Annotated in this window: 15 protein-coding genes; 12 read left to right on the forward strand and 3 right to left on the reverse strand. The window is 62.3% G+C overall.

What is annotated here, in order from left to right; translation table 11 throughout:
- The first annotated feature begins 36 nt into the window (after positions 1-36).
- Positions 37-876 (forward strand): hypothetical protein, encoded by an 840-nt coding sequence (locus CKO25_RS08935; RefSeq protein ID WP_200387586.1) that lies wholly within the window; start codon positions 37-39, stop codon positions 874-876.
- 40 nt (positions 877-916) lie between these two features.
- On the opposite strand, the gene CKO25_RS08940 is transcribed toward CKO25_RS08935, so the two are convergent.
- On the reverse strand, positions 917-1,885 hold the full coding sequence (locus tag CKO25_RS08940; protein ID WP_200387587.1) for a hydrolase: 969 nt from the start codon (positions 1,883-1,885) through the stop codon (positions 917-919).
- A 232-nt stretch (positions 1,886-2,117) separates the two neighbouring features.
- Between CKO25_RS08940 and CKO25_RS08945 the strand changes: the two genes are divergently transcribed.
- The 6 genes from CKO25_RS08945 (at position 2,118) to CKO25_RS08970 (ending at position 10,540) form a co-directional block, all read left to right on the forward strand.
- Positions 2,118-3,470 carry a TolC family outer membrane protein gene (locus CKO25_RS08945; protein ID WP_200387588.1) on the forward strand — a complete coding sequence of 451 codons (1,353 nt, stop codon included), beginning with the start codon at positions 2,118-2,120 and terminating at the stop codon, positions 3,468-3,470.
- 3 nt (positions 3,471-3,473) lie between these two features.
- Positions 3,474-4,574, forward strand: coding sequence for a chorismate synthase (gene aroC, locus CKO25_RS08950; RefSeq protein WP_200387589.1), 1,101 nt, complete (start codon positions 3,474-3,476; stop codon positions 4,572-4,574).
- Positions 4,575-4,627: 53 nt separating this feature from the next.
- Complete coding sequence (locus CKO25_RS08955; RefSeq protein WP_200387590.1) at positions 4,628-5,791, forward strand: MFS transporter; 1,164 nt, start codon at positions 4,628-4,630, stop codon at positions 5,789-5,791.
- Between the two features lie 167 nt (positions 5,792-5,958).
- Positions 5,959-8,049 (forward strand): glycogen debranching protein GlgX, encoded by a 2,091-nt coding sequence (glgX, locus tag CKO25_RS08960; RefSeq protein WP_200387658.1) that lies wholly within the window; start codon positions 5,959-5,961, stop codon positions 8,047-8,049.
- Positions 8,050-8,178: 129 nt separating this feature from the next.
- Positions 8,179-9,402, forward strand: a complete 1,224-nt coding sequence (locus CKO25_RS08965) for a polysaccharide deacetylase family protein (protein WP_200387591.1) — start codon at positions 8,179-8,181, stop codon at positions 9,400-9,402.
- A gap of 55 nt (positions 9,403-9,457) precedes the next feature.
- Positions 9,458-10,540 (forward strand): hypothetical protein, encoded by a 1,083-nt coding sequence (locus CKO25_RS08970; RefSeq protein WP_200387592.1) that lies wholly within the window; start codon positions 9,458-9,460, stop codon positions 10,538-10,540.
- 81 nt (positions 10,541-10,621) lie between these two features.
- Here the strand turns inward: CKO25_RS08970 and CKO25_RS08975 are convergent, their stop codons facing one another.
- The gene (locus CKO25_RS08975) at positions 10,622-10,795 is read right to left on the reverse strand and encodes a hypothetical protein (protein WP_200387593.1); all 174 of its coding nucleotides are present in this window, start codon (positions 10,793-10,795) and stop codon (positions 10,622-10,624) included.
- Positions 10,796-11,023: 228 nt separating this feature from the next.
- Between CKO25_RS08975 and CKO25_RS08980 the strand changes: the two genes are divergently transcribed.
- On the forward strand, positions 11,024-11,332 hold the full coding sequence (locus CKO25_RS08980; RefSeq protein ID WP_200387594.1) for a YebG family protein: 309 nt from the start codon (positions 11,024-11,026) through the stop codon (positions 11,330-11,332).
- A gap of 800 nt (positions 11,333-12,132) precedes the next feature.
- Entirely contained in the window at positions 12,133-14,184 is a 2,052-nt protein-coding gene (locus CKO25_RS08985) for a hypothetical protein (protein ID WP_200387595.1), read from the forward strand.
- Positions 14,185-14,340: 156 nt separating this feature from the next.
- On the opposite strand, the gene CKO25_RS08990 is transcribed toward CKO25_RS08985, so the two are convergent.
- Complete coding sequence (locus CKO25_RS08990; protein ID WP_200387596.1) at positions 14,341-14,664, reverse strand: DUF1840 domain-containing protein; 324 nt, start codon at positions 14,662-14,664, stop codon at positions 14,341-14,343.
- Positions 14,665-15,075: 411 nt separating this feature from the next.
- On the opposite strand from CKO25_RS08990, the gene CKO25_RS08995 reads away from it, so the two are divergent.
- Genes CKO25_RS08995 through CKO25_RS09005 form a run of 3 tightly spaced genes read left to right on the forward strand, consistent with a single transcriptional unit; the run spans position 15,076 to position 18,014 of the window.
- Positions 15,076-16,749: a glutamine--tRNA ligase/YqeY domain fusion protein gene (locus tag CKO25_RS08995; RefSeq protein WP_200387597.1), complete on the forward strand. Its 1,674-nt coding sequence runs from the start codon at positions 15,076-15,078 to the stop codon at positions 16,747-16,749.
- Positions 16,746-17,324, forward strand: a complete 579-nt coding sequence (locus CKO25_RS09000; protein ID WP_200387598.1) for a DinB family protein — start codon at positions 16,746-16,748, stop codon at positions 17,322-17,324. Before CKO25_RS08995 ends, CKO25_RS09000 begins: the two co-directional genes overlap by 4 nt.
- A 60-nt stretch (positions 17,325-17,384) precedes the next feature.
- Positions 17,385-18,014, forward strand: coding sequence for a uracil-DNA glycosylase family protein (locus CKO25_RS09005; RefSeq protein ID WP_200387599.1), 630 nt, complete (start codon positions 17,385-17,387; stop codon positions 18,012-18,014).
- Positions 18,015-18,054 lie beyond the last annotated feature (40 nt).

Here is an 18,054-nt window from a genome sequence, read left to right on the forward strand (position 1 = left end):
GCGCACCCTCAATCCGCACTCCAGAGGAGACCGCGCATGCCCTTCATTGGTGTAAGACCCGGACGTGAGGCGCTCTTTCAGCCGCAGCCACGGACAGCGGTAGCGGTCAACGACGCCGCCGCCTGGCGTCTCAATCCGCGTCACCGAAACGTCTACGACAAGCTCGCCCTGGCCTTGAGTGCCGGATTGCGCGCGGCCCCCTGCGGAGTCGATCCCCGTGATCTGGGGATCGATCCGGGGGCATCCGTCTTCGTGAAACCCATCGTCAATCTGGCCGGCATGGCGCTCAATGCGCGTGCTGTCCCCGCCGATGCCGTCCCGTCCGAGCCGGGTTGCTTCTGGTGTGAGCACCTCACCGGCCCCCATACCAGCAGCGACTGTCTGGTCCGCGACGGCGAACCCATCTGGTTCGCCCACACCCGTGGGGCGGATGAGAAGGATCAGGAGCGTCCTCTCTATTGGGAGGTCGGCGCGGATCTCACCGCGCTCGAGCCCGCGATCACCGACTGGGTGCGTCGCCATCTGGCGGGCTACACCGGGCTGTGCAATCTGGAGATGATCGGCGGGAAGCCGATCGAGGGCCATCTGCGCGGCTCCAATGGCTTCTTCGATTTTTACGGTCCCGGCTTCATTCCCGCGTGGGTGGCCCTCGTCGACGGTGATCAGGGCGCACCCCCCCCACCGATTCCAGGTGGCTATGTGCTGTCTGTCTTCGGTGAGGCCGCAATCAGCTCGGAGCAGTGCGTGCGTGCGGCGGCCCGTGGCGTGCGCGTGGAACTCGACCCCTTCACCTCGGGTCGTGCGGCCGTTCTGCGCTGCACCGACAAGGCGGTTGGTCTGGCGGTCTTGCATGAGCTTGCGGGGCATACCGTATGAGCCGCTCGGTGTCCCGCGGTCGACGTGCGGGCCAACGCCATCACGTCAGCGGAACAGGTGTGGCTCGCAGCGCCGCGATGATGCGATCCTCGAGCCAGTAATGCGGTCGGCCCGGCCAGCGACCGGCAATGAAGCCGACGTGTCCGCCATGATCGGCTAGCTCCAGGGTCACACCGGGGCCGAGTTCGTGCGCGTAGGGAATAGTGGTCGGATAGAGGAAGGGGTCATCGCGGGCATGGATGATGAGGGTTGGTGTCTGGATGCGCGGCAAGAACCCCCGACAACTGGCCCGACTGTAATAGTCGAAGACGCCGGCGAAGCCGTTCAGCGGCGCGGTGATGCGATCATCGAAGTCATTGAAATCGAAGATCTCATCGAGATCGACCGCGAGCGGGAAGGGGCGGGTGCGGAACTTGCGGCGCAGGCTCTCCTTGAGCTTGCTGATCAGATGGCGCCGATAGATCCGCGAGAATCCGAGATTGAGCCGCAGCATGGCATCGCGCAGCACGAACGGGACCGAAACGGCAATGGCGAAGCCAAGTGGTGACGCCTGTGTCTCCCCAAGATATTTCAGCAGCAGGTTGCCGCCGAGGGAGAATCCGATAGCCGCCCGCGGCGGGCCTTGCGGGTCACCCGCAAGCACCGCGAGCACCTCCGCGAGGTCGTCGCTCGCCCCGGAATGATAGGCGCGGTCGAGCCGGTTGGGTTCGTCGGAGCAGCCACGCAGATGAAGAAAGAGTGGTTGGAAGCCTTCGCGCATCAGCCGCTCGACCAAGGTGCCGGCATAGTGCGAATCCAAACCGCCTTCCAGTCCGTGGATCACCAACACCCGTGGACCGACGCTGGACGCGCAGGCGAGATCGATGAAATCACCATCCGCCAGCTCGATCCGGCGCCGGTAGAGGTTGCGTGGCGGGGCGCGTCGTGAGAGTGCCGGCCAGATGGTCTGGAGGTGTCCGCCGGGTAGCCACCAGGCTGGTTTGAAGCCGCTCGGTGTGATCGAACCCATCGTTGAAGTCCCAGCTCATGATTCCGATATCGACCTGCGCGCGGCGCGCCCCACGCGCGTCCCGATAGGGTGGGTGCTGGCGTCACAGTGGGCGCCAACCCCCCGTGCGAGCAACGCCCGGATGACGCCGTGAGGGGGCGGCGTGGATTGAGAGCCGACCCAGTTGTCCCCTATACTCCGAGCACCAGCGTACCACCGAACGCACCTGCTCGACCTCCGAAGGGAACCCACCATGCGAAGACGCGTTTTGTCACTGGCCGTGGCGTTGATCTGCGGATTGGCGTCAACGACCCAGGCCGCTGACCTACTTGAGATCTATGACCTGGCCGTGCAGAACGATCCACGCATCCGGGAGGCGGAGCAAGTGCTTTTTGCCACCCGCGAGGTGCAACCGCAGGCGCGGGCACTCTTGCTGCCGAATCTCGCGGTCCAGGGGACCGTTGATTATCAAAGCCTCGATGTCAGAGGGGTTGCGCCCGACGGGAGTCGCTTCAGTCGCTCCGAATCATTCGATAGTCAAGGCCTCCAGGCCGTTGTCAGCCAGACGGTGTATAACCGAGCGAGTTGGATGACGCTCAGCCAGACCGACAACATCCTGGCGCAAGCCGAAGCCCAATATCGCGACCAACAAATCGCCTTGATGGCAGCGACCACCGAGGCTTACTTCGGCGTGCTGCGCGCTGCCGACCTGGTCACGGTGCAGGCCTCGCTGGTGCGGGCGAATGAACGCCAACTCGAGCAATCCCGACAACGCTTCGAGGTTGGCCTGGTCGCCATCACCGATGTCAACGACAACCTGGCGGCCTTCGACCAATCGCGCGCTGATCTCATCACGGCTGAAAATCAGCTCGACAATGCCTGGGAGGCCTTGCGGCGGATCGTGGGACCGATTCAGACCCCGATCGCCCGCCTCGGGGATGCATTGCCGTTGACCCCGCCGGAACCGAACGACATCAATGTCTGGGCGGAGAGCGCGATGCGGGGAAACTTCGGCATCATCGCCGCGAGCGAGGCAGTCGGGGCCGCCAAAAAAGGGATCGAGATCGAGCGCTCGGGCTTCTATCCCTCGGTGAATCTGCAAGCCGGCTATGACATGGCGCGTTCGGGGACGGATTCACGCAACGACGCCGACCTGGGTTTCATCGGATTGCAGGTCAATGTGCCCATCTACCAAGGCGGCGCGGTGACCTCGCGGACCCGTCAGGCAGGCTATAACTTCCGCGCGAGTCAGGATAATCTCGACGCCGTGCGGCGTCAGGTCGACCAACAGGTGAAGGACGCCTTTCGCGGCATCACCTCGAGCATCGCCGATGTGAAGGCACGCCAAGCAGCGGTGGTTTCGGCCCGCTCCTCGCTGGAATCGACCGAGGCCGGTCAGGAAGTCGGAACGCGGACCCAGGTCGATGTCCTGAACGCGCAACGGCAACTGTTCCAGGCCGAGTTCGAGTATCTGAGCTCGCGCTATCAGTACATCATCAACGGCATTCTGCTCCACCAGGCGACCAGCACCCTCAACCGCGACATTCTCGCGCGTGGGAACGCCTGGCTCGATCCCTCCGACACCATCGCGCCGCCCGCGAACTGAACCATGTCTGGCAATAGCTTCGGGCGCCTCTTCGTCCTGACGGGCTTTGGCGAGAGCCACGGGCCGGCCATCGGCGGGATCGTCGATGGTTGTCCACCCGGACTCGCCCTGAGCGCCGCCGATCTCCAAGGCGACCTCGACCGCCGCAAGCCGGGTCAGTCGCGTCATACCACCCAGCGCCGCGAATCGGACCAGGTGGAGATCCTCTCGGGCGTGTTCGAGGGGTACACCACGGGAGCGCCCATCGCGCTCATGATTCGCAATGAGGATCAGCGTTCCAAGGACTACTCGGAGATCGCCGCGCGCTATCGCCCCGGCCATGCCGATTACACCTACGATCAGAAGTACGGTCGTCGCGACTACCGGGGCGGCGGTCGCTCCTCGGCACGCGAAACCGCGGTGCGGGTTGCCGCGGGCGCGATCGCGAAGAAGTATCTGCGTCTCCATGCAGGGATCCTGATTCGGGGCTATCTCTCGCAACTCGGCCCCATCCGCCCCGTGGGATTCGATTGGGACGAGGTCGAGCGCAACCCCTTCTTCTGTCCCTGTGCCGAGACGGTGCCCCGGCTGGAAGCCTACATGGATGCGCTGCGCAAAGAGGGTGACTCGATCGGCGCGGCGGTGACGGTGACCGCCAGTGGCATGCCCACCGGGCTCGGCGAACCCATCTTCGATCGGCTCGATGCCGACATTGCCCATGCCATGATGAGCATCAATGCCGTCAAGGGGGTCGAGATCGGCGCGGGATTCGCCAGCATCGAACAAAAAGGCACCGAACACCGTGATGAGATGACGCCCGCGGGCTTCCTCTCGAACAACGCGGGCGGGATCCTCGGGGGGATCTCCTCGGGCCAGGATCTGTGTGTCCGGATCGCCCTCAAGCCCACTTCGAGTATCCGGCTGGCCGGTCGCACCATCGACACGCACGGACAGGCGACCGAGGTCGTCACCAAGGGGCGTCATGATCCCTGCGTGGGCATCCGGGCGACGCCCATCGCCGAGGCCATGCTGGCCTTGGTCGTGATGGATCACTTCCTCCGCCAGCGTGCCCAAAACGCGGGCATCACCCCGCCGGTCATGCCCATCCCCGCCGCCGCGCGTTGATCTAGGGCGACAACCGCGGCGTGGAGCGTCGCTCCGCCCGGGGATCCACCGCCATGCCGTACTGGCAACTCTCCGGTTATTACTTTTTCTATTTCGCGGCACTGGGCGCGATGGTGCCCTTCTGGGGGCCCTATCTCCAGTCGCGGGGGTTCGATGCCCTCGCCATCGGCCAGCTCATGGCGATCTTGGTCGGTACCAAGATCGTCGCCCCCATGCTGTGGGGGCAGATCGTCGATGTGACCGGACAGCGCATGCCGATCGTGCGGCTCAGCGCGCTCGCCGCGGCCCTGACGTTCCTTGGCATCTTTTTCGCCGACGGTTTTTGGGCCATCGCCGCGGTCATGGTCCTGTTCAGTTTTTTCTGGAACGCCTCTTTGCCCCAGATGGAGGCGGTCACCTTCAATCACTTGGGTGAACGCCCCGCCAGTTATGCCCTGGTGCGCGTGTGGGGCTCGGTCGGATTCATTCTGGTGGTCGCGATCCTCGGACTGCAACTGGAAGTCGCCGCGCTGTCGGTGGTGCCCCTGTGGGTGTTGGTGCTCTTCGGTGGGATCTGGTTGGCCACCCTGGTGGTGCCGGACAGCGCGCCGGTCCGCGTGACGCATGCCGAGCTCGGGCTGCGGGGGATCTTGAGACGACCCGAGGTCTTGGCCTTTTTGCTCGCCTGCTTCCTGATGCAGTTGAGCCACGGGGTCTATTACGCCTTCTATTCCATCCGGCTCGGCGAGGTGGGCTATACGAGCGCGGCGATCGGGGGGCTCTGGGCGCTGGGCGTGATTGCCGAGGTCCTAATTTTCCTGGTGATGCGCCGATTGCTGGAACGGTTCGGGGCACGACGCGTTTTACTCTGGAGTCTGGGCCTAGCGGTCGTGCGTTGGTTACTCATCGGTGCCTTCGTCGAGATTCTCGCCGTGGCCCTATTGGCGCAACTCCTGCACGCGGCGACGTTCGGGACCTTTCATGCCGGGGCGATCTATCTGGTTCATCTCTATTTCACCGGGCGCACCCAGGGGCGTGGTCAGGCCCTCTACAATAGCCTCAGTTTCGGCGCGGGCGGTGCCGCTGGCAGCCTGATCGGGGGACTGCTGTGGGTGACACAGGGTGCGGCGGTCACCTTCGCAACCGCCGCGGCCGCCGCGCTGCTGGGTCTGATCGCGGCCTATTGGTGGGTTGTGGAGCCCGCTGAGCGCATCGAGAGCGCCGACCCGGACCACTGAGTGCCCCCGATCACCCGCGCCACTGTGCCAGGGTGATCCGATCGAAAGGGCATTCGCTCAACCGCCGAGCCACGGCCTCGCGTGTTATCCTAATCCCATTCGCGTGGCATCCAGGATGCCACTCCCATGGCGCGGCCTCGTGTCAGATTGTGTCTTACCCCATCTCCATGCCAGCAGATCAAGGTCCCTATCAGCTCCGTCCCGGTCGCCGTTATCCCAATGGGGCAACGGTCGAAGACGACGGGGTCAATTTCTCCGTGTTCAGCCGTCATGCGTGCGGTGCCGAGCTGCTGCTCTACGAAGACGCGGCGAGCGCGGAACCTTTTCAGATCATCCGGCTCGATCCCGAAGTCAACCACACCTTCTTTTCGTGGCATGTCCTGGTCGTCGACCTCCCGCCCGGGACACACTACACCTGGCGGATGGACGGTCCCTTCGATCCGCGCGGTCACGGTTGGCGGTTCAACTCGGCGGTCGAGCTCGTCGATCCCTGGGCGCGGGCGGTGAACATCTGCGATTGGGACCGCTGGCGACGGTTACGCGTCGGGGTGCAACCGCACGATTCGCCCCGCGCCATGGTGTTGGCCGAGGATTATGACTGGGAAGGGGATACCCCCATTCGACTGCCCACCGAACAGACCATCATCTATGAGTTGCACGTGGGCGGCTTCACGCGTCACCAGAGCTCCGGTGTCGCGCATCCTGGGACCTTTCTCGGGCTGATCGAGAAGATTCCCTATCTAACCGAGCTCGGTATCACCCATATCGAGTTGATGCCGGTGATGGCCTTCGACGAACAGGACGTCCCACCGAATGTCTGGGATGCGGGACTGCGCAATTTCTGGGGCTATAGCACCTTCGGTTTCTTCTCTCCGCACCCCGGATACTGTGTCACCCCGCAGCAGGGGACACATCGTCGTGAGTTCCGCGACATGGTCAAGGCCCTGCACAAGGCGGGTATCGGCGTTATCCTCGACGTGGTGTTCAACCACACCAGCGAGGGCGGGGCGGGCGGACCGACGATGAGTTTCAAGGGTCTGGGTAATGAGACCTTCTATTGTCTCGACCACCTCGATCACAGTCTCTATCTGGATTTCTCGGGCTGTGGCAATACCGTGAATGCCAACCATCCGGTGGTCTCGCGGTTCATCCTGGATGCGCTCGAGTACTGGGTGCGCGAGATGCACGTCGATGGGTTCCGGTTCGACCTCGCTAGCGCCATGGCGCGCGATGGCGATGGACGACCCATGGCGAATCCGCCCGTGCTCTGGGGCATCGAGCTGTCCGATACGCTCAACGCCTCGAAGATCATCGCCGAGGCCTGGGATGCCGCTGGACTCTATCAGGTCGGGAGCTTCCCGGGTTATCGTTGGATGGAATGGAACGGCTGTTTTCGCGACAGCGTGCGCCGTTTCGTGCGAGGTGATTCCGGCCTGGTGCCCGAGATCGCCACCCGGCTGTCGGGCAGCAGCGACCTCTACCAGGCCAATCTGCGCCAGCCGATTAACAGTGTGAACTTCGTGACCTGTCACGATGGCTTCACCCTGTGGGATCTGGTCTCCTATGAGCGCAAGGACAATCTGGCGAATCATGAGGACAACCGCGACGGAACCAATGACAATCTGAGCTGGAACTGTGGCATCGAGGGTGAGGCGGATGATCCCGAAATCCTCCTGCTGCGTCGTCGTCAAGCCAAAAATCTCCTGACACTGACCTTTCTGAGTCAAGGCGTCCCGATGCTCTCGGCGGGCGATGAGGTGCTGCGGACCCAGCAAGGAAACAACAATGTCTGGTGCCAGGACAATGATTTGGGGTGGTTCGATTGGAGGTTGGTCGAGCGCAATCGCGAGATGTTCCGGTTCGTGCGTGGTCTGATCGCCTTGCGGAAACGTCATGCCAGTCTACGCCGGCGCCACTTCCTCAGCGGCCAGCCACGCGGCACGGCGAACCGGCCTGACGTGGTCTGGCATGGAACTCGCTTAGATCAACCGCCCTGGGACGACCCCGAAGCCCGGGTGCTGGCTTTCACACTGGCGCCGGCGCGCCAGGACGAGGACATGCTGCATGTGCTCGTAAACATGGACAGCGAGGCACATCGGTTCGAGATCCCACTCATGCAGGGGCAAGCCTGGCACACGGCGCTCGACACCGGGAGAGCGAGTCCAACCGATCTGGTGTGGCCGGAAGCCCAGCTCCCGATCCAAGGCGGCATGGTGCTAGTGCGGGCACGGAGCATCCAGGTGCTCGAAGGGCGTTGACCCAGAACCCGGGCGCAACGATGGTGAACCGAGCCCCGGGCCAATGGACTGATCGGTTGCGGGGCAGGCGGTCGCCTTGTGAACCCTGATTGCAGACTCATCCAGGCTTTGACCGAACCGTGGTGATTCATGATGCGCACCGACATCCATCACGCACTGGGCTTGCACATGCATCAGCCGCCCGGCAATCTGCGACTCTTGATCGAATCGGCTCCCTGGGAGGCGGAAGAGATCATGCGCTGCTACGACCGGGTGCCCCGTTACGCCCTGGCCTATCAGGATGTCGCCCGTCTGCATGTCGGGTTCTCCGGCGTGCTCTTGGAGCAGTTGCGCGACCCGGTGATCATCGATCGCTACCGCCACATTCTGGATATTCCCGCCATGCTCGACCGCTATCGGGAAGCCGAGAATATCGAGCTGATCGGCATGGGCTATTACCATCCGATCTTCCCCTTGATCCCGCGCGCTGACTGGGCCGAGCAGTTGCACGCCGGGCGGGCACTCATGCAGGAGGTCTTCGGACGTGCGCCACGGGGGTTCTGGCCACCCGAGATGGCCTTCACCATGGCGATGATCCCGTCATTAGTGCGGGCCGGTTACGATTATGTGGTGGTTGATGGAGTTCATGTGCGGCCAGAGGATGGCATCAGTGATCTCTTTCGCCCCTATGTCGCCTGCGAGGAGGGGGTCTGCATCAACGTGGTTCCACGTGATCGGGTCGTGTCCAATGCTCAGGAAAGCGGGCTAAACCCCCAGTGGTTCCACCATGAGGTCATGGAGCGCGTGAGCACATCCCCACGCCACGATGAGCCTCGGCTGGTGACCACCTGGTCGGATGGCGAGAACGGTGGTTGGTTTCGCCAGACCCATGAACCATCAGGCTTCTTCGGTCATTTCTTCGTGCCCTATATGGAGCAGGTGCGGGCCGGAACCTCTGAGATCTTCCCCGTGAAGCTTGCGGATGCACTCGCCGCTCGCCTCCCGACGGCACGTGCGCGGGTCCAAACCGGTGCCTGGAATGTCGGGGCCACGTCCGGCCAGGATCTCTCGCAGTGGGCTGGCAGCCCTCGCCAACGGGGCGCCGTTCAGGAACTTGAGCAACTGAGCGCGCGCTTCTGGGATCTCCACCAACGGTTCGAACAGACGGGTGCTCAGACACCAGAGTCGATGCGGCAGGCCCGACGTCTCATCCTCGAAGCCGAAACCAGTTGTTTCCTGTTTTGGGGCGATTCCTGGATCCCCCATTTGTCCGCGCGAACCCAGCAGGCCACGGCCGCGTTGGACGCGAGCGAGTCGCTGCTCGCGAACGCCCCCGCGTCTCGTGACCAGGGCACGGGCGGCCCAGTCGCATGAGCGAAGCCGCGGCTGACTGTCATTGCAGCACCGTTCGGGTGCGGAGCATGACCGGATGAACCACGGCCTCTTTCCACAGTTCCCGTGCTTGGATCAGGGCACCCGAGTGGTCATCGCCGAGGCCGCGAACGGCGCGCTGATGGCATTCTGGTCGCTCGCGAGCGACGACTGGATGCCGGCATCCGCGGCCTTCTTGCGTGACGGTCTGCGAGCGAATCCAGTGCTGCGTGTTTACCGCCTGCGCGAGGCCAGCAGCGAGAAGTTGATCGAAACCGCTTCGCTGTCGCTGAGCGGTCCAAGCGGAGCGGGCGAACAGCGATTCGAGATCGGTGGGTGCACCGGGCGCTACCGAGCGGAGCTCGGTCTGAGTGATCACGCCGGTGGCTGGTTGATGCTGGTGCGCTCGAACCTGCTCGAATATGGCGCGCGTCTCGAAGTGGACCTGGAGCGATTGGCGTTGCGATCGGTGAGGGCATCCGTGTCCGCGCACGGGTCGCCTTTGCCTAGGTCAACCGTCCACGCGACAGAAGCAGGTGGCGGTCAGGCAGCTGCGCTGCGCTCCGCACGCGAGACCGTCCTCGAACCAAGATCTGGTCAGCCGCTGGGATCCGCAACGGCCATCCAGACCGACGCGCCGCTTGCCGACCACGACCGAGAGCGGGCGGGAATGCCTTGTGCAAGTTCCCTGCAGGGTGACGAGAGTGCGGAAACTCGGACGAGTTGGGTCAAATCATCCCTCGATGGATCAGATCAAGACCTCGGATCCATTCTCCAAGACGAACTAGGCGAACTAGACGAGCAGGGCGAGGCGTGGTTAGCGGCTCGATCTGATCAGATCTCTTCCCTTCAACCCCCGTCTACTCAGGATGAACGTGTATGGGCAACGGTGGCCTCGCCCACGGCGCCGCTGGTCTATGGACAAGCAGTGCCGCGCACCGACCGGGTGCTGATCGAGGCTGAGCTGCGCGTCAACGGATGTGCGCCGCCCGGGATGAAGATCGACCTGTTTGGGCAAGCCTATCGCGTGGGTCCCGGGGGGCGATTTCAATTCAGCATCCCTGTTGACGACGTCGATTTGATCCGACGTGCCCTGGCGTTGCATCCACCCGAATTGATCGACCGTGACGCCCTCGATTGAATCCACTGCTGCGGCGGACCGAGACCCAGGCGCATGGTCCGGGTGGCAGGCGAAGCGGGCCTTGCTGCCCCCAACCGTGAACTAGACCGAGGATGTGGTCTGCGTGGAGTCAATCGCTTGGGACTTCACAGCTTTCGCCTTCTCAGCGTCCTCCTGGCGCATGCGTCGAATGACCGCGAGTTGCCACAGGCAGAAGGCCATGGCGCTCCCGAAGAAGAGTAGGATCTGCAGGGCCTTGAAGGTTGAATAATCCATCGCTTGCTCCGTTTGGTGGTCTGGTAACCAGACCTACATCGATCCAACCCCGGATGGTCTCAAGAGACGAAAACCAGGAAGAGCGCGTGGTTGCTCTTGCTTCTTCGAACCCGACGGGGCTTGTCAGGTTCAAGCGCCAGTGCCCACGAGGTCCATAACGGCTCCTCAATTCAACTGCCCTAATCGACAGGGTTATACTCATCCCGAATCCCGCCACTGGACCCGACCATGATCGAGATCGAATACATCGTCAAAGACCGCCGGGGAGTCGAACGCTTGCGCACTGCTGATAAGAAGGCCGCCGATGCCTATGACCGGATTCTGGAAAACGCCGAGCACTTGGCCGCATGGCTGCGCACGGAGGCGGTGCTGCCGGACCTGCCCGAGACGCAATTGGAGGAGCTGACACTGCATCTGGCACGCCATGCCCGCACGGTGGAGCTGATCCTCAAGGGCAAGACGGTGGAGTTGGATGCTGTCCCGGCCCCTGTGGGTGCGGAGGAGCCAGCCGCGCCCCTGAAGATGGTGCGGACCTGAGACCTGGCCCGAAGTCGTCTCGTGTGCGGTCGTTATGCCCAGTTCACCGCGCCCGAGGTCCTGTCGTAGGTCTTTGCGGCCACCGTTGAGATCAGCGAGCACCATCCGCGCTACCACGCCGCGCCACTGCAGTGGTGGCCGGTCATCCGCCAGCGCCATAATCCATCCACTGCATGAGCGGATGCCGGTGCGGCTCCCGCCCGTCGATGGTGAGCCGATGGTCGGCCGGACGTTGGGTATGGCCGTGGGTGGCCAGACGCTTAGGGCCATCAGGGCTCAGAGACCTCTGCACCCTGTCGGAACGGGTATCTGATTCAAACCGCAGGGTCCGGGCCTCCGAAACGCCTTGCTTCCCTCGGCACGCATCACAGCGGACCAAGCGGGTCCGCGGCCAAAACGCATGCACCGCATGGGCGACCACGGCCCAGACCACCAGGCCCATCTCGCCGCGGATCTTCAGCGGCGCATCATCGGAGTATTCCGGTGCCAGCCAGACCACGATACTGATGTGGTGGCTGAGCGGCTGACTGCGGTTTCATGACCTCAAACAGGTTGCGCTCCTAAATACGATTGGATATCGTTCGCATCGATCAAGCGCAGCGATGACACCCTGACCGGGGCGATGCCGCGTTCGGATCAGCCGGTGTGCAGTGCGCGTCGGCCTTCGAGCCAGCATGTGGAATCCGCTCGGATCCCCAGCAAGCCAGTCTATTGACCCCAGCCCGCTTGGAGACTGTGCCGTGATCCGACCCTCACCGAGACCCTATGCGTCTTCTGCGACCCGTGTAGGTCGCACTTCGATGCGCCACCCCCCGCATGTCCCGCTCGAAAGGGGCGTTCTGAATCCACCTTGGGAGCGGGCCCGTGCGGCTCATGCGTCCCATCAGCATCGCCTACTGAAGGATGTGCTCCTCATCCAGATCCTCGCGATCCTCGCGATCTTGGCATGGACGGGGGCTGCGAAGGCACATGATATCGTTCAGAACGATAGCCTGGCGGTGCTGACCTTCGAGATCAAGGAACCGAAAACCAAATCGAATGACGATTTCAATTCCGTGATTGAGACGATGAGGGGGATCCGCTCCTTCCTTCTAGACTCCGGGGCCGACACGGTCCGCCAGCATCCCCGAGCAGCAGTTGCCTGCAACACCTGTCACACGACCGGTAAGCTTGCTGGTCACGGGATGTCGATCAATGAGGCTGCACCCTCGCTGAGCTGTGCTGGCTCGGGCTGCCACAGTCTGGAGAAGGCCGGAAAAATGCCCTTCTATGCAAAAGGGTATGTCTCTCTAGCACGTTGGAATGCGCTGTCGAAGGCAGAACAGATGATTGATACCGCACCGGCCCTCTTGGGGAATCTCGATCAGATCCTCGCCGGGTTGCCGGAGCTCGGTGATGTGAAGGTCAGTGCAGCGCTTTCCGGAAGAGGCCAACAGAACACCCTAGGTGAGGCTGGGAGGTTTTCGCATGCCCGTCCAGCGGATCTGCTGCCAGGACATGCCGTGGCCGCGCTGGCGGATCGCGTTTTCGACTTTCCAGGTCCAGTGACCGAAAAAACAAAGCTTGAGGCAAAGCTAGAGGCCCGGACAAGGTACGCTCGTCACCTTTCCGAGCATCTCCAACTCCAAGTCGCGCTGGCCGACATTCTGGGCGACGATTCGGCGCCCGAAATGGTAGAGCTCGACATCAAGGATGAATACACCAAACCGCCACTCGATCGGGATGGGTCACTCGGTGTGTTGCAAAATTTGATCCAGTCCGAATTTCCAAATGCAACGGTGCACAAGGACGAGACGAAGTCCAAGGAGCGAAAGTTCGAATGGCGCGACGGAAGGACGGAGATCAACTTCGAGTGGAAGGAAAACGATAAGACCAAGATCGAGTTTAAGAAACTTTCGCCCCAAGACGAAGCGACCGCCATGGGAGTCTTGAACACCATTGCGGATCAATTTGATCGGACGCCTTCAAAACGCGAGATCAAACCCAAGTTCGAGAAAGTCGATAGGCTTCTTAAGGACACCAAGCTCGAATTAAGATATGCCGCCCCCGAGGTGCTGCCTCTCGAAGCGCTGAGCCTGCTGCAGAACGAGGTTTGGGCACTCTTGCCCGAGGCTGTGCTGAAAAAGGAAGAGGCTAGAAAGGTTGAGTGGGAGATTCCTGGCAGTCCCAAGGGAGAGATCAAGGCTGATTTTAAGGACAACGAAACCAAGATCGAGTTCAAGAACCTCGACATGGCGCTTCATGATGAAGCCATTCGGGTACTGAGCGCGGTTCAGGACGCCTATGCGGTTCCCGCGCGGTTTGCGCGATATGAGTTGAAGTTCGAGGCTGTGACAGTGGATCAAAAGGCCCAACTGCACGGCGCGCTTGACAACATAGAGCCGTCAGTTCGCGGCGATCTCCTCCTGGAGATCAAGCATAAGGAAGACGGCAAGGGGACAGTGCCGACGTTGCTGGATTTAACCGGTCCCAGTCAGCATCTCGTCAGTCTGGACCATGACTCGATCCGTTTGATCAGCAACGAAGTCAAGCTCAACAAGAACCTGCGATTCAAGGAATTGGGGGCGCAGGTAATCTCCTCTTACGTCGATTCGCCGTTAGAGCTTGCTGTGGAACTCATAGACAGAATCTACGCGCTGTCCTTGCCTAGACCGTTGGAAATCATCTATGTGTCGATCCTCAAACCAACCCCCGCATTGATTGCCAGGAACCGGATGATGCCAGCAAACGTCTTGGTCAATGCCTTCATGAATAAGCTCAGGCTGGACATGGCTCGCAAAAGGATTGCTGATGTCGATGGATTGCAGCTCCAGGCGCTGGGGTTGGAACTGCAGGCGGTTCTAAGAGAATAGAATCAGGACGCATGGCCTAAATACCCCCCATCTCGCCGGAGTGGGGGGCATCGATCGATCGATGCAGCCAATGGCTGCTTCGATCGCTGGTACTTCAAGTGCGATCCAGGTGCTCGAAACCGCGCTCCAGGCGCAGCCGAGACCGCATGGCGCGCGCTAATCCCAGAGGACGTTTTCTTGGTCCGCGGCCGCGGCGTTCAGTAACTCGATCAGTGGCAGGGCGCGGTTCGCGAGGCTGACATATTGACCTTCCTCGGTCGCGCGCGCTGGCGTTGCTTGCGTTTCGGAGACGGGGCCGAGTGGTTCCTCCGCGTGGGCCTCCACCGCTTTCCTCAGGCGCTGTAGCGCCGCCGGAATATCCGCCGCCATGATGGCCCCGGGGACCGTTCCGCTATGGCCCATCAACTTCAGGAGCGTCACGGCGACATCGCCGAACATGGTGATGCTCGCGTAGGCTGGGGTTCGAAATGTCACCAACATAGCAACCTCACTGGCTGGGGATTGGGCATGGATTCTGGGGCTTGGCGAACCGGAGACGCAGGTCGCACCCCAAGTTCAGATGTCGGTTCAGTCTCGAAGACACGATGGACGGGCCGCATGATCAGGTAAACCACGACCCGGCTCGGCTCTCCTTCACATCCCAACCCGCGTTCAGACGCGCTTGGGGTGAGATGTCCGCCACCCCTTTCAATCGCCGTGGCAGGCGATAGAATGACAACGCTGAGCGGGCGCGCAAGCCCGTTCGGGTCGCGAAGATGATGCCGGCTGCCGCCAGACCGTGCCTCGCCTGCTGTGATGTCGGCCCCGTCACGTCACGGGCGCGGCCTCGCGGGTGAGGGTCATCCGGTGCCGTGAGCGTTCATTCCCTGTCTTCAATCGTCCCAGAGTACCATGAGCGAAACCCAAGAGACGCCGCGGACCCATTTCATTCGACAGATCATCGAATCCGATCTGGCGTCAGGCAAGCACGCGCGTCTGGTGACGCGCTTCCCACCCGAGCCGAACGGTTACCTCCACATCGGCCACGCCAAGTCGATCGTGTTGAACTTCGGTCTGGCGCAAGCCTTCACGGGGGAATGCCACCTTCGCTTCGATGACACCAACCCGCACAAGGAGAACCTTGAGTTTGTCGAGGCGATCAAGCAGGACGTGCGCTGGCTCGGATTCGACTGGGGCGAGCGCGTCTATTTCGCCTCCGACTATTTCGAGCAACTCTATGCCTTTGCGATCGAGTTGATCGAGCAGGGCCATGCCTATGTCTGTGACTTGACCGCCGAGGAGACGCGCCTTCATCGTGGCACCTTGACCGAGCCGGGGCGCGACAGTCCCTATCGCAACCGCTCGATCGCGGAGAATCGCGATCTGTTCACGCGCATGCGGGCCGGGGAATTCCCGGACGGCGCCCGGACCTTGCGCGCGCGTATTGACATGGCCTCGCCAAACATCAACCTGCGTGATCCGGTGCTCTATCGGATCAAGCATGGTGTGGTCCATCACCAGACCGGTTCCGCCTGGTGTCTCTATCCCACCTACGATTACACGCACCCAATCTCGGATGCGCTCGAAGGTGTCACCCATTCGCTCTGCACCCTCGAGTTCGAGGATCATCGCCCGCTCTACGATTGGTGCCTCGAGCATGTCTCGGTCCCCTGTCAACCTCGACAGATCGAATTCAGCCGGCTGAATCTCGAATACACGGTCATGAGCAAGCGCCGTCTCACCGAACTCGTCGCTGAGGGACACGTCGATGGCTGGGGAGATCCGCGGATGCCAACCCTCGCGGGGCTGCGTCGGCGTGGCTACACCCCGGCTGCGATCCGCGACTTCTGTGAACGGGTCGGCATCACCAAGTCCGATAATCTCGTTGAGATGGCCTTACTCGAGAGCGCAATCCGTGACGATCTCGACGCCCACGCACCGCGTCGCATGGCCGTGCTGCGGCCACTGAAGGTGGTGCTAATCAATGATCCGGAGTCGCTCGTCGACTCCATCGAGGCGCGCAATCATCCCAAGGACGACGGGCTTGGCGTGCGCAGCATTCCCTTCTCGCGCGAACTCTATATCGACCAGACGGATTTTGCGGAGAACCCACCGAAAGGCTTCAAACGTCTCGTCCCGGGCGGCGAGGTGCGATTGCGCAACGCCTATGTGATCCGTTGCGAGGAAGTCATCAAGGATGGGCAAGGTCGCATCGTCGCGCTGCATGCCTGGGTCGATCACGACACCCTTGGGCGCGATCCACAGGGACGCAAGGTCAAGGGCGTCATCCACTGGGTCTCGGCCGACCATGCGCGCCGCGCCGAGGTGCGGCTCTACGATCGTCTGTTCAGAACCCCGGTGCCGGGCGCAGGCAACGCAGATTTCCGCGCGGACATCAATCCCGATTCGCTGCGCGTTCTGAACGAAGCACTCGTCGAACCGGCCCTAGCCGACGCGCTCCCGGGTGAGCGCTTTCAGTTCGAGCGGGAGGGTTACTTCGTGGTCGACCCGGACACGAGCGCCGAACGGCCTGTTTTCAACCTCACCGTTGGGCTCAGGGACACCTGGGGCAAGGGGCGCTCATGAGGCGTGAGCCGGGCGATCAGCTCCTTGCCAAGGGCAGTGCCATCCCATGGTATGAGCGGCGTGCAGCGGATCTCGGATTGCGGCTCTACGCCTCGTTCGCCTCCCCAGCGGCGATTCTGCGCGACTTCCGTCGCGATGCGTTGCAGGCACGGACGCTTGCCCACGGGTTATCCGAGGAGCAGGGGCGGCGTCAGATCCAGATCCCGCGCTTACCGGGGATCGAACCCTCGAGCCGACACTGGTCGGTCTATATGACGATCGACCATTTGGTGATGGTCAATACCGCGATCATGGCGCTCATCCATGCGATCTGTTCCGACCATAACCATGGCGCCGAGATCGGTATCGAGGATGTGGTGCCCCATATCGAGGCCGGACCGGATCGGATTCGTGCACTCGAGATCGCGGTCGATCGCTACTCCGATCTCGTCGAACGGCTCGGGACCTTGCGCTCGCGTGAACGACATCCCCATCCCTGGTTTGGCGACTTGAGCGCACGTCAGTGGCATGCCCTAGCCGCCATCCACAACCGGACACACCGTGCACAGATCGAACAGATCATCCGGCGACTCTGAACAGCAGCGCGCGCAGCCATGCGCGAACCGGCTTGCCGGTCAGGACGAAGAGGCGAGGAGATGACAGCGCGAACCCAGGACCTCGAGGCCCTAACGCGGTTATTCCGGGAGCTCAAAGACTGTCGGCGCTGTGAGGGGATGCAGGGTCCCCCCGTGCATGGCGAACCCGTGCTCTCACCCGTCATGATGGTCGGACAAGCGCCCGGCACCCGCGAGATCGAACGTGGCCTGCCTTTTTGCTGGACCGCGGGCAAGACACTCTTCCGCTGGTTCGAGTCGATCGGCATTGATGAGGCCACTTTTCGGCAACGGGTTCTCATGAGTGCGGTGTGCCGCTGTTTCCCCGGCAAGAACCCGAAAGGCGGCGATCGGGTGCCGGACGCCCTGGAGGTGCAGCGCTGCGAGGGATGGTGGCGTGGTGAACTCGAGTTGTCGCGGCCGCGACTTATCATCCCGGTCGGGAAATTGGCGATCGCGCAATTCATGTCGCTGAACCGCTTGAATGATGTCGTCGGCACCCAGTGGGACTACCAATCCCCATCCGGGCTGAGCGCTGATCTCATTCCGCTGCCCCATCCCTCGGGTGCCTCGACCTGGTTCAAGATGGAGCCAGGACGGACGCTCCTGATCCGGGCGCTCGCGCTCATTGAACGCCATCCGGCCTGGCGGGAGGTGAGGCAGAGTGGCTGACGTGATGCCGCGCGCCTGCATCATCCTCGCTGATGCACAA

It is taken from the genome of Thiocapsa imhoffii (assembly GCF_016583985.1).
In the GTDB taxonomy this organism is placed as follows: Bacteria; Pseudomonadota; Gammaproteobacteria; order Chromatiales; family Chromatiaceae; genus Thiocapsa; species Thiocapsa imhoffii.